Raw genomic sequence first — 12,775 nt, forward strand, 5'->3', positions numbered from 1 at the left:
GTATTGATTTTTAAGTCGCTTTTTTGAATTGATAAAAAATTGAAATTATCCGTGTACTGCATATAATGGGAGCAATATATGGATATAGTTTTGTAGATGAGAATATTGCAAAAAATATAGATGTAATATTACTAAATTTTAACTGTTATCACCTAATATTTTGTGATAATGTAAATGGTAAACTATCAATTAAATTTTGATAGTTTATGAAAACAAACAAAAACAAATGAAAAAAATTAAATTATTTCTTGTTGTCTCGGCAACAGTTTGTTCCATATCTGTATATGGGCAATCTCCAGGAGGGGTAACTACAGATTTAGGATTATGGGTAAAAGCAGATGAAGGCTTTACACCATCTCTATGGTCGGATAAATCAGGTAATAACTACCATCTTACCCAAAACAGCACTACGTTACAGCCAACTTTGTTAACTACAGGAGCAAAATTCAACTTTAATCCTGCTGTTAATTTCGACAGTAAAGTAATGGGTAATAATCAAGTCGCTAATCAAGGGGGTAATAACAGTATATCTTTGTATTCAGTGGCATCACTTGAAACTGATTCTGGAGCTAATACACTTATCGGAATAGGAAATGCTGGAGACAATCCTCATTTTGGAGCTTATCCTAACGCTACATTTATGATGTATACCAGTTTATATGGATCTTCTGCAAACCCTGCAATTGATATGTCAAAATCTTATCTGATGTCTGGACATTGGCAGCATAATGTTGCGGGAACAGCTCGTATTGAATTGAATGGTTTTACTGCAAGGTCAGGTGGAAATCAAGCTTCTCCGGCTGGGAATTTTCTTGTAGGAAATGATTTTATTAATACACCCAATCAACCATGGAGAGGTTTAGTTCCAGAAGTAATTGCGTACACAAGCCCTAAATCAGGAAATGAAAATCAAAGGGTTAATAGTTATTTAGGTATTAAGTATGGTCTTACTTTACGCACAGGGGGGACAAATACAGGAACATTTAATTATCTTTCTTCGGCAAGTACGACAGTTTGGAATGGTGCAGGGAATGCGGCTTATCATAATAATGTATTTGGAATTGCGAGGGATAATGCAAGTGCCTTACATCAGAAGCAATCCAAGAGTGTCAATCAGGATCAAAAATTGATCATTGGAGCGGGTACATCTTTATTTAGCATGAATTCAACCAATACAAATAATCTAACAGACGGACAGTTTCTTGTTGTCGGAGATAATGGGATGAAGCAATCATTAGCAGTCTCCTTACCATATACTTCTGCTCCAGGAGGAAAAGTCAATTATAGATTTTCAGCTGTATGGAAAGTTCAGAATACAGGAAATACGGGAACTGTAATTGTAGCATGGCCAAAAGAGATTTCCAATTTACATCTGGTACGTTCTTCCGATGCATTGTTTGATACATCTGATGAATTTATTCCGATGGCGGGTACAGTGACCATCAGTGGAGTTGAATACAATACAGCTACTGTAACTTTTACTGATGGAGATTATTTTACATTTGCAGGCTATGGTAGAGGTCCGGGAGGAGTAACTGCAGACCTTGGATTATGGGTAAAAGCAGATGAAGGCTTTACACCATCTCTATGGTCGGATAAATCAGGTAATAACTACCATCTTACCCAAAACAGCACTACGTTACAGCCAACTTTGTTAACTACAGGAGCAAAATTCAACTTTAATCCTGCTGTTAATTTCGACAGTAAAGTAATGGGTAATAATCAAGTCGCTAATCAAGGGGGTAATAACAGTATATCTTTGTATTCAGTGGCATCACTTGAAACTGATTCTGGAGCTAATACACTTATCGGAATAGGAAATGCTGGAGACAATCCTCATTTTGGAGCTTATCCTAACGCTACATTTATGATGTATACCAGTTTATATGGATCTTCTGCAAACCCTGCAATTGATATGTCAAAATCTTATCTGATGTCTGGACATTGGCAGCATAATGTTGCGGGAACAGCTCGTATTGAATTGAATGGTTTTACTGCAAGGTCAGGTGGAAATCAAGCTTCTCCGGCTGGGAATTTTCTTGTAGGAAATGATTTTATTAATACACCCAATCAACCATGGAGAGGTTTAGTTCCAGAAGTAATTGCGTACACAAGCCCTAAATCAGGAAATGAAAATCAAAGGGTTAATAGTTATTTAGGTATTAAGTATGGTCTTACTTTACGCACAGGGGGGACGAATACAGGAACATTTAATTATCTTTCTTCGGCAAGTACAACAGTTTGGAATGGTGCAGGGAATGCGGCTTATCATAATAATGTATTTGGAATTGCCCGTGATGATGATTCAACATTGCTTCAAAAACAGTCAAAAAGTGCTAATTCAGATCAGAAATTAATTATTGGAGCAGGCACTTCTTTATTTAACATGAATTCAACCAATACAAATATTCTTACTGATGGACAGTTCCTTGTAGTGGGGGATAATGGGATGAAGCAGTCATTAGCAGTCTCTTTACCCTATTCTTCTGCTCCAGGAGGAAAAGTCAATTATAGATTTGAATCTTTCTGGAAGGTTCAGAATACAGAAAATACAGGAACAGTAATTGTAGCATGGCCAAAAGAGATCTTAAACTTACATTTGGTTCGTTCTTCTGATACCTTATTTGATACATCTGATGAGTTTATCCCGATGGTCGGTACTGTAACCATCAACGGAGTAGAGTACAATACAGCTACTGTGACTTTTAATGACAAAGATTATTTCACATTTGCAGGGTATGCTCATGCACCTGGAGGAGTAGTTAGAGGACTGAATTATTGGTACAGAGCAGATAAAGATGCCGTAAATACGGGAGGTGGAACAGACGTCACTTCTTGGAAAGATTTTTTCTCCGGAAAAGTGTCTATTCAATTAGGTACAAACCCGCTTCCAAAATATTCAGTTGGAGCTGTCAATTATTTTAATTTTAATCCAGGGATTAATTTTACAGCAGGAACCCAAACTTTGGGTACTTTGGGAGTAAGAACGTTTTTTGATGATTCTTATGATGTGTTTACCTTTACTAAAGAAGGTATGAGTAGTGGAGGAAATCATCCTAGCATATTCAGATCTTTGGTGGATAATTCACTTCTTACAGGTGGTATACGAAGATGGGATGGTTTAGGTATTTTAATGGATAACCGTATTGAAAGATTGTCAAATGTGGGAGGTAATACAGATTATTATGGGATACCGGCAGGAGCATTCTCTGCAAGTATACCAAGTATTATGTATCACACATTTACAACGCTTACAACATCAAAGGCGCTCAATGGTGCTTCGAATTTTGCAACCACAACTCACAGTGGAACTGGTGTTAAAAATTTAAATGGTGGACATTTGTTTGGGAATTCACAATTTTCTGGTAATGGAAGTGACAACCAAGGTTTTATAGGTAATTTAGGAGAAACTATTATTTATGGGTCAGGAAACCTTACCGAAACAGAACGAAGAAGAGTAGATTCTTACATGGCCATCAAGTACGGTATTACTTTAGGACGTGTGGCTACAAACCATTATTTATCATCTACAGAAGCAATGGTTTGGGACGGTACTGCCAATGCCACATTTAATAACAACATCTTCGGAATCGGACGTGATGATATTTCGGCACTGCACCAAAAAGTATCAAACAGTGTAAACAATGGAACGATCCTCACAATGGCTACCGATAATGATTTTGCTTTAGAAAATATTGCAGCGTCCAGAACTACTATTTCAGATGACCAAGAATTTTTAATTGCTGGAGACAACAATGTGGTTAGTATTCCTATGCAGACCATTAATTTTGGAAATGGGAGTGCTAAAATCATCCAGAGAAAATGGCTATTCCAAAGAACTGGCACCACAGAAAATATATTTATCCAGGCAAATCTTTCAGCTTATGAAAGTCAGTTCTATAATCCTAGCTCAGTATATATGGTCATTGCGGATGATGCTGGTTTTACAGCTAATAGGATATTGGTACAGGGCACAAAAATTACAGGAAAATGGGTTTTTAACCATGATTTCGATACAGAAAATGAGAAACGTTATATCACATTTGCAACAGTTGAAAATACGATTTGCTACAAGCCGGGAGCTATTGTTACATCAGAAAATCCGGCATTAATCAGTAAGATAGGAATTAGTTCCTTAACAAGAGTCGGAAGTCAAAATGCTGATAATTGGCCTGCTGTACGTAAGGGAGCGTGGCTGGTTCTGGAGGCAAGAACAAAAGGTTTTGTTGTAAATAGACTATCCTTTAATGCTTCGGGAAATCCAGTTGGAATTCCTGAAGCTGATTTTGTCGAAGGAATGCTGGTTTATGATACCACTAACAAATGTTTGAAAATGTATACTTCTCAGGATGGAGGAACTACATTCGCTTGGTCTTGTATCAATACACAAACTTGCCCAGATTAATAATAATTTTTAAGAACTTTACTATAAATAAAGGTTAATGGATAGTAAGGTTCTTAATTTTTCAAAACTCATATACAATGATTAAAAATATAATAGTAATTAGCGGATTTATAATGTCTTTATCTTTACAGGCCCAGATAGGAATAAGTAGAGAAAGTGTAAGTAATGGCTCAGTTTCCATACAATTTGGAGATAATGAAAATAAAGGGTTGCTTCTTCCATATGTCACTGATAAAACAGAGATTATAGAAAATGGAACGATTATTTATGATACTTCAGACTTTAAAGTAAAATATTTGAAAGATACCAATACGTGGTTCGATATGAGTGTTGATTTATTAGGAACGGCAGATTTGAGTATTCAGGCGGCTGACAGGATAGAACAGCCAGGTGCAAAGATTTGTATTAGTACAACCGCAGGGGGAACGGATACAACAAAAGGAATTCTTGTTCTCGCAGATACAAATAAGGCGATGGTACTGCCTAAAGTGGCAAGTCCTCATTTGAATATTATAAGTCCGAGTGCCGGAATGATAGTATATGATACTGTAAAAAGACAACTTGCAGTGTATAATGGAACAGCGTGGACATTTTGGAAACCTTAGGTGAAAAACATCGGTTTGAACTAGATATATAAGAAATTGTATTAAACACCGTATTATTTAGTTCAGGTATTTTTCTTTTATCAGTATTCCTTATAACACAGTATTTCTTATAGAGACTTTGGCTCTACGGTAAAAGATAGGGTAGGTCATAATTGAAAGTGAGGATCCTGATCTTAGTACTTAACACAATGAGCGAATTAATCAAAACAGTACGGAAAGCTCTGGTACTGTTTTGATTTCTAACAAAATTTCTATTTTATTTAAAATTAAGATGGTACGTCAGCAACCTCTCTTTTATCAACAAGTAAATCTTAAGAAGATGCGTCTTAAAAAGCTGGATTTATCGTTAAATTTGTTAGGATGATAAAACTCGATTAAAATTTTAATTAGAAATATGATTCTAAAAATTGTTCTTCCGATCAGACATTTTTATTTACAACAAATTAAAAATAGGCTGTTAATTTAATCACTAAACTAACATACTTAATTTTTCATGAGTAGAATAGTTATTTAGATTATTGTCCATTTCTTGATCATTTTGGAGAATGTCGCTAAAATGATAGCTGATGCGAGAGTGTGTTTGGTTGTAGTAGGTATATACAGTTTTATACCTAATTCTGGCTTAAATTTATACGGTAAAGCGGCACCACTGTTCCGTCTGAAGTTACTGGAAGGTTTATATTCTGCCACCTGAAATTCATCAGTTGGAAGGTCAAAAATTTCGCTTTTCATAAAAAATTTTCCACTTACGCCAGAGGAATACCCAGCAGTAGCCTTTAAAACTAAATTATCTGATATTTCATGAGAAAAATATGGTCCTACAGCAAAGTTTAGAAATCCCAATGACTGTGTTGTGATGTCAAAATTTCCAAGATTGTTATCTACCAGAAATTTGGTTGGGTGTATGGGAAAACTACTGAAACTAAAATGTCCACCCATTCCCCATTTTTTCGAGAAAAAATAGGCTCCTTCAATACCAACCTCAAAACCCACCTCCTTCTTGTCAGTAAGGTCAGACTCCTTTAAAAAGTTGGTTGTAGACAAAGTTGATCCTACTTTCAGAGATACGAAAGACGGATTTCCATTTCCTTCAATATCGGCAAGCATCTCCAAATTGTCACCTTTATTTTTATAAATCTTATCGATAAAAAAATAACCTAGTTCTGTAGAAATAATACCTATTCCTGCTAAAACATCGGAAATCCAATGTCGATTATTTAAATTTCTTCCCAATCCGGTAATCGCAGCAGCACTATAACCACCAATACTATAAGCAGGATTTACCAATCCGTACGCTTTGTGTAAAAACTGGCATTGGTAAAAGCCATTGATGTATGTCCAGAGAGAAAAGAATTTTTACTGGATCCGTCTGGGCGCTACTTTTGACGTATATTTTAACGAATTAACAATAAGTCTCATAATACCAACACTAGCGGCATAAGATAAGGTAGCTCTTCCTATATTATTTCGTCCTTTCACTCCTGCCAACTTGAGTCCATAAACCGCTGCTGTAGGTGCATACTGTAGATAATTATGATATCCGACCTTAAAAGTAGGAATAAATCTGTTTCTGATTTCACGTATATTCTTTCGCTCTCCCCAAGTTGCAGCAGAAGCAGTGAATAGTAGCGCAGGTGCTGTTGATTTTCTTATCCATTCCCTTTGGAATAAGGTTTTTTGAGATTGAGAATTTTGAATCAAAGGGTCATCAGGCAGTGTCTGGAGTTTAAGGGAATCTTGACCATAATTGAGGCAAAACGGTAGGATGTTTACTGATAAACAAAATAGTTTTCTTGTATAGTCCTTTTTAAATTAGTTTATATTTTCTTAGTATTTGTGAGGTGTCAAATAGTGAAATAATAATAAATTTGGAATATATATATATATATATATTATTGAGGAATGTTGAATTGCAATCAAGATGTAATAGAAATTCAATAAATATATTTTTTCATTCAAATTGTTTTGCTAATCTTGGAGTTTATGCAATTTTATGAACTCATCTTTAAAAAAGCAATCATTACATGTTATAATTTCCGAATTCACTACTGACGTTATTTTGATTTTTTAAAGGATAAGTGATGTAGTTTTTTTAATTTCTTCTGTTTGGATAATCATTTAAATTTGGATTTTAAGAATTTTATATTACTTGTATTTTGAATTTTAGCACTTTTTTGACCACTAATTTTTATCAATTTATTAAGCAGTAATTTTTCGCCAAATTTTTGGTGGTTTCATGGGTGTCAGGAAGATATAGGATATATTTTATGTGTAATAAATTACGAATATATTACAGTTGTACATGTACTTTATAAAACAGAGTGTACTACATTTGACAATAAAATTTATCTTTATGAAAGTCACTTTAAAAACAATGTTTATTATTACACCATTTTTAGTTGTAATCTCTTGTGAGGCCGTTCCTGTGGTCTATGACGCACCTCTTGAGCCTGGTCAAAATGTTTACCAAATACAAGGAGGAAGCAGAACTAGTAATAATTACAATACTACTACCAATAATAATAATAATAATAATAATAATAATAATAATAATAATAATAATAATGCCCTTGAGCCAGGTCAGCTACAGATGCAGTCCCAAAGTGATGACAAAATTCCCGAGCCTGGACAGACTGAGATGACAAATGAAGAGGAAGGTAATGTGCCAGAACCTGGACAATCAGAAATGAAGTCTGATTCAAACTAATAAAATATAGGGTAATAATACGTCAAATTATAATTATTATATTAGGCATCTTTTTTAGCATATTTTCGTCAGATTTAAGATCACAATCTAAAAATGGATTTTCGGGAAAATTTTCTAGTGAAGGAGATGTTACTGCTCCAGGTCTCATGATTAGGGAGTTGTCTTAACAAGGGCCCAAGCTGGAGGGGATTTCCTATTATCAATCTAATGAAAACGATCTAACTTCAGGATCGCTTTCGCTAAATGGTTATGTAAAAGATAATAATGGATTTATTCGTTTTAGAGATCAAAAAGGAAATGTAGTAGGTGATGGTTCCATTGTTTTAATAGATGCAATACGCTTTACTTTAAACAATCTACGAGATCGATAATGTTACCTTCCACAGCCTATTTGTATCAAAAAAAAGAAGACGTTGTTACTGGAGTTGCTAACTTTGTTAGGACATAATTCTTACTCTTTAACTTTAAGAGTATGAAAAAGATCAGAAAAAATTACAGTTTAGAGTTTAAGATCCAAGAAGTATCTTTAATTGAACAGCGAGGCAATGTCTCGTTGGTGGCTCAAGAATTGGGGATTTGCAAAGAAAGTCTAGTCAATTGGAGAAAGCTTCACAAAGAAGGTAGGCTTACCAAGGAAAAACAAATTTCCTCCGATCCCATAAGAGAAGAGTTACTAAGGCTTCGCAAAGAACCTAAAGAAACAAAGCTTGAGCGTGACATCTTAAAAAAGGCGGTAGACATCTTCTTGGTGAGAGACGGGTAAGATATAAATTTATCAAAGAACACGCTAGAGTGTTTCCTGTCGGGAAGATGTATGGGGTATTAAAGGTGAGTAGGAGCAGTTTCTATCATTGGAAGAAAAGAAAACGTACTATGCAATCAGAAGAAGAGCTATTTTATCTGCGGAGATCATCAGTATCTATCATTGGAGCTGTGGCCGATATGGAAGCACATGGATTGTAAGGGAACTGGAATCAAAAGAAATAAGAGCTTCTCGCCCTTTCGTTGCCAAACTGATGAGAGAGCTTGACCTGAGAAGTATTGTAAAGAAAAAATTTAAGCAGACTACCAATTGGCTACGCCGAACCACTTCGTTAGGTTTCATCTCATCGATACCCTGTTGCCAGAAATTATTTAAATCAAAATTTTCAGGTTAAAAACAGCAGAGAAGTATGGGTTTCTGATATTACCTATATCCGTACAGGCCAAGGTTGGTTATATCTTACGACAGTTATTAATTTGTTTGACAGAAAGGTTATAGGGTGGTCGTTAAGTGATATGATGAAAGCTCAGGACACCAGTATTGCTGCCTTGAAAATAGCACGACTTCATCGTTCTTTACAGGATCATGATAGTTTAATTTTTCATTGACTCCGTCGAAATATCATTCATCGACTGAAAGGAGATAATCTTCGATTTCAGACAGAGGGATACAGTATGCCTGCACAGAATTTACGTCAATAATCGGAAAAAACATTATCCGAAGTAAGAGCGGAATTGCGAAGCATATCACGAATACATCAAATGAAATGAAAATTGATGAGTAAAAGGAAATTGCTATGATAATGCTGTAACAGAGAGTTTTTTCAAGATCTTAAAAACGGAATTTATTTATCAATATTTAATGTCTAATCAATCTAAAAATGTAGCGTAAAGAGTATATAAATTTTGTCTCAAAAATAGTTGCAAGTTCTGGGCAAATTGTATATAAAGATGATGCAATTAGGGTAAACGTCAAAAATTATGGCTGGAATTCATCAAAAAGTGAATTCTATCTAACGAATTTTAATTTACATCCAGTTCTCAGCAAAGAAATGTTTTTTAAAAACTCAAGGTATCAGGATAATTATTTTGAACTCAAAGGTGATTGTGCATTGCTTTCAGTTGAACAATTTGGAAAACTTTCTTCAGACTCAATATTATCGTTTAAGCAGATAGGTTTTGATGACCTTCATTTGATTATATCAAGAGATAAAAGTTTACCTCCTAAGCCTCTCCAGCATAAACTGATGCCTACTCAATTAATAAGTTCTGTAAAACTTCCATTTTCCATTGATACGATTTCATTGAAAAATAACACTGTTGTTTATAAAGAGTTCGAAGTAAAAACGAAAGCATGGAGTGAGATTCCATTTTCTGCTTTAAATGGAAATATAGTCAATGTAAGTAATCATATAAACAGAAGAGATAGCAATTTGGAGGGAAAATTATTTACAGCTGATATAAAGCGATTTTCGTATAGAGAATCATATGTCGATACCTTGGCCGGGTTTAGTGCTGATGTAAACTTTTCTGCAATAGATTTGAGAGATTTTAGCAATATGTCGCGAACTGGATATAACCTCTGGATATGCAGATAACTTATACAGCTCTTTGAAAGGAAATCAATATGCAGCAACAGGAAGCATGAACTTTAGTTATGACGGGTTAAAAGTAAAATTTCTTAATCCAGAGTACAAAAATGGTTGGCGTTTTTCTCCAAAAGTGAAAACATTTGTTTTTAACTTAATTTTACCAAACAGTCAGCATAAAACAACTATGATGTTTGCAGAACGAGACCAAAATAAATTTATTTTTAATTATTGGATCAAAATGCAACTCAGTGGATTGCTATCAACATTTGGTTTAAAAAGCGATAGAAAATATCTCAAAACATATAATAAAAATCACGAACACGATAATCTTCCCGAGATTACTACGGTTTCTGAAATTGAACATGATAAAAGTAATTAGTAAATTTTTTTAAAAACATTGTTATAGTAGGGATCTCAGGGATAAATCTTAGACAGGTACTATACTATCGCTTTTATTTCTAATATTAGCTTCATTTAAATCATTAAGAATATGGATTTTTTTAATCATATTAAAACTGTTATCAGTATCATCCTAAGTTTAGGGATAGGGTGTCTATTGAATGGGACGGTAAAATTTATTCAACACCCGGGAAGAACAAAGCCATATTGGGTTCATTTACTGTGGGTATTATATTTATTTCTTTTAATGGTTCATTTTTGGTGGTGGGAGTATACATTGAGAGGGGTTAGATTGTGGACCTTTACAGAATATATATTAATCATAATGTATATTTTACTTTATTTTACACTCTGTCAGCTCTTATATCCGGCAGATGTAAAAGATTATGGAGACGATTATAAGAATTATTTTTTATCAAGAAAAAAGTGGTTTTTTCTTTTACTTATCGCTGTTTTTTTTATTGATATTTTCGACACTTTAATTAAAGGTCCTTACTATTTGGAAAAGTTGATGCCTATATATGCTATACGGATGATCAGCCACATTTTACTGTGTGGTACTTTTATTTTTGTAAAAACAAAGCAATCTGTTTTTTATGGAGTTATGGTATTATTCTTTATTCTATTTGAACTGTATTTTATCTTTAGTAAGTTCTACAATGATTAAAATCTTATTTTAATTTTGATACATAAACTTATTTTTAGAATTTTATTATAGGTAACAAGTTTTAGAAACGTGAACAAATTAAGAGCTTACCACCTTTTAATGGACAGATTAGCTGAAGAATATCTAAATGTTCTTAAAAAAATAATATCTTTTATAATTTCAATCCTTAATTATTAAATTATGAAAAAACCACTATCACAATGTCAGTATGATTTGTCATTGGAACAAGCTGAAGATTATTTAAAAACTATTTTTCCTCGTGTTTCACGTACTTTTGCCATTACAATACCACAACTTCCTTCTCCATTACGTCGCGTTGTAATGAATGCTTATCTCCTAGCACGAATACTTGATACAATTGAAGATGATTATGCATTGACTATAGAACAAAAATTTTATTATGGAAAAAAGTTTATTTGGATTTTAGAGAATGATATAAAAAGCGCAAAAGAGTTCGCCTTAGAAATTGCACCCAAGTTATCGATTCAGACGAATGAAGCTGAACGTGAGCTTATGTACAATTTACCGCTAGTACTAAAAATAACACAAACGTTCAATGCCAGGCAAAGACAGGCAATCCAACGATGTGTAAAAATTATGTGGGATGGAATGCAGATTTTTTTAAAACAGCGAAGTGAAAGTGGTCTTGAGACATTAGAGGATTTAAATATTTATTGTTACCATGCTGCTGGTGTTGTAGGAGAGATGCTGACAGAACTTTTCGCAGATTATTCTAATAAAATAGCACAAAATAGTGAAGAAATGCAAAAACTGGCAATATCATTTGGAAACGGATTACAAATTACAAATATTCTTTTAGATCACTGGGAAGATCGTAAAGAAGGTTTTTGTTGGTTGCCACGTAGCTTGTACGGGAATGACCTATATCATCTTAAACCTGAAAGCTACAACGAAAATTACAGAAAATCGCAAACTGTAATGGTAAATATTGCTTATAAAAATTTACAAGAGGCTTTAAAATACACATTATTAATTCCGGAATCCGAAGCCGGAATCCGTCGATTTTTATTTTGGACAATCAGTTTTTCTTTGTTTTCACTAAGTAGAATACAAGAAAAACCTTCTTTTTCTAAGAAGGAAGAAATTAAGGTGCCCCGTACTAACATACTAAAAGTCATAATGATTACTCGAATTTTAGGAACAGGAGATAAAACATTAACCAATTTTTTTAATTCAGTTTCTTTAACTATACCAGATCTGAACTTGTAACTATTTTTGAGACAAAATTTATATACTCTTTACGCTACATTTTTAGATTGATTATACATTAAATTTTGATACTCTCTTGTGGTTAAATTTCCTAAGGCTGAAATCGAAGATTATCTCCTTTCAGTCGATTATCCAAAGTTAATCTTAATCGAAAGTTAGAATGAAAAAGTTACTTAACAATATGATATTCCCTGTAACTTTTGATAATTATATTTAAATAAAAACAAAATCTAGTAGTTATCATTGTTATAAGTTGATATTTTAAATATTTAAAAATGTTTAATAGAAGTTGTTTGGAGTTGCTACTTTTGTTAGGACACAATTATTATACTCTTTACCTTTAAGAGTATGAAAAAGATCGGAAAAAATTAGAGTTTAAAAATTAAGTAATTTTAGTCTCAAAAAACG

Annotated in this window: 10 protein-coding genes; 9 read left to right on the plus strand and 1 reads right to left on the minus strand. The window is 33.6% G+C overall.

The window, feature by feature from the left end; all coding sequences use genetic code 11:
* Positions 1-226: 226 nt before the first annotated feature.
* Positions 227-4,405, plus strand: a complete 4,179-nt coding sequence (locus tag EG348_RS13605) for a hypothetical protein (RefSeq protein ID WP_123983566.1) — start codon at positions 227-229, stop codon at positions 4,403-4,405.
* A gap of 113 nt (positions 4,406-4,518) precedes the next feature.
* On the plus strand, positions 4,519-5,010 hold the full coding sequence (locus EG348_RS13610; protein ID WP_228414744.1) for a hypothetical protein: 492 nt from the start codon (positions 4,519-4,521) through the stop codon (positions 5,008-5,010).
* A gap of 510 nt (positions 5,011-5,520) precedes the next feature.
* On the opposite strand, the gene EG348_RS21895 is transcribed toward EG348_RS13610, so the two are convergent.
* Complete coding sequence (locus tag EG348_RS21895; RefSeq protein WP_228414745.1) at positions 5,521-6,297, minus strand: outer membrane beta-barrel protein; 777 nt, start codon at positions 6,295-6,297, stop codon at positions 5,521-5,523.
* A gap of 1,066 nt (positions 6,298-7,363) precedes the next feature.
* Here EG348_RS21895 and EG348_RS13620 point away from each other — a divergent pair.
* The 7 genes from EG348_RS13620 (at position 7,364) to EG348_RS13650 (ending at position 12,367) form a co-directional block, all read left to right on the plus strand.
* Entirely contained in the window at positions 7,364-7,717 is a 354-nt protein-coding gene (locus EG348_RS13620; RefSeq protein ID WP_123983568.1) for a hypothetical protein, read from the plus strand.
* 472 nt (positions 7,718-8,189) lie between these two features.
* Positions 8,190-8,480 (plus strand): transposase, encoded by a 291-nt coding sequence (locus tag EG348_RS13625; RefSeq protein ID WP_123983569.1) that lies wholly within the window; start codon positions 8,190-8,192, stop codon positions 8,478-8,480.
* Positions 8,481-8,568: 88 nt separating this feature from the next.
* Positions 8,569-8,874: an IS3 family transposase gene (locus tag EG348_RS13630; protein WP_123983570.1), complete on the plus strand. Its 306-nt coding sequence runs from the start codon at positions 8,569-8,571 to the stop codon at positions 8,872-8,874.
* A gap of 37 nt (positions 8,875-8,911) precedes the next feature.
* On the plus strand, positions 8,912-9,088 hold the full coding sequence (locus EG348_RS22090; RefSeq protein WP_410494148.1) for a hypothetical protein: 177 nt from the start codon (positions 8,912-8,914) through the stop codon (positions 9,086-9,088).
* 443 nt (positions 9,089-9,531) lie between these two features.
* Positions 9,532-10,077 (plus strand): hypothetical protein, encoded by a 546-nt coding sequence (locus EG348_RS13640; protein WP_123983571.1) that lies wholly within the window; start codon positions 9,532-9,534, stop codon positions 10,075-10,077.
* Positions 10,078-10,090: 13 nt separating this feature from the next.
* A complete protein-coding gene (locus EG348_RS13645) occupies positions 10,091-10,450 on the plus strand; it encodes a hypothetical protein (RefSeq protein ID WP_123983572.1) in 360 nt (119 codons plus the stop codon).
* Between the two features lie 867 nt (positions 10,451-11,317).
* Positions 11,318-12,367, plus strand: a complete 1,050-nt coding sequence (locus EG348_RS13650) for a squalene/phytoene synthase family protein (protein WP_123983573.1) — start codon at positions 11,318-11,320, stop codon at positions 12,365-12,367.
* Positions 12,368-12,775 lie beyond the last annotated feature (408 nt).

It is taken from the genome of Chryseobacterium sp. G0201 (assembly GCF_003815655.1).
In the GTDB taxonomy this organism is placed as follows: Bacteria; Bacteroidota; Bacteroidia; order Flavobacteriales; family Weeksellaceae; genus Chryseobacterium.

Excerpts from the sequence above, each read along its gene's own strand:
- EG348_RS13605 (WP_123983566.1), top strand. The coding sequence starts at position 227 with ATGAAAAAAATTAAATTATTTCTTGTTGTCTCGGCAACAGTTTGTTCC.
- EG348_RS13610 (WP_228414744.1), top strand. The coding sequence starts at position 4,519 with ATGTCTTTATCTTTACAGGCCCAGATAGGAATAAGTAGAGAAAGTGTA.
- EG348_RS13620 (WP_123983568.1), top strand. The coding sequence starts at position 7,364 with ATGAAAGTCACTTTAAAAACAATGTTTATTATTACACCATTTTTAGTT.
- EG348_RS13625 (WP_123983569.1), top strand. The coding sequence starts at position 8,190 with ATGAAAAAGATCAGAAAAAATTACAGTTTAGAGTTTAAGATCCAAGAA.
- EG348_RS13640 (WP_123983571.1), top strand. The coding sequence starts at position 9,532 with ATGTTTTTTAAAAACTCAAGGTATCAGGATAATTATTTTGAACTCAAA.
- EG348_RS13650 (WP_123983573.1), top strand. The coding sequence starts at position 11,318 with ATGAAAAAACCACTATCACAATGTCAGTATGATTTGTCATTGGAACAA.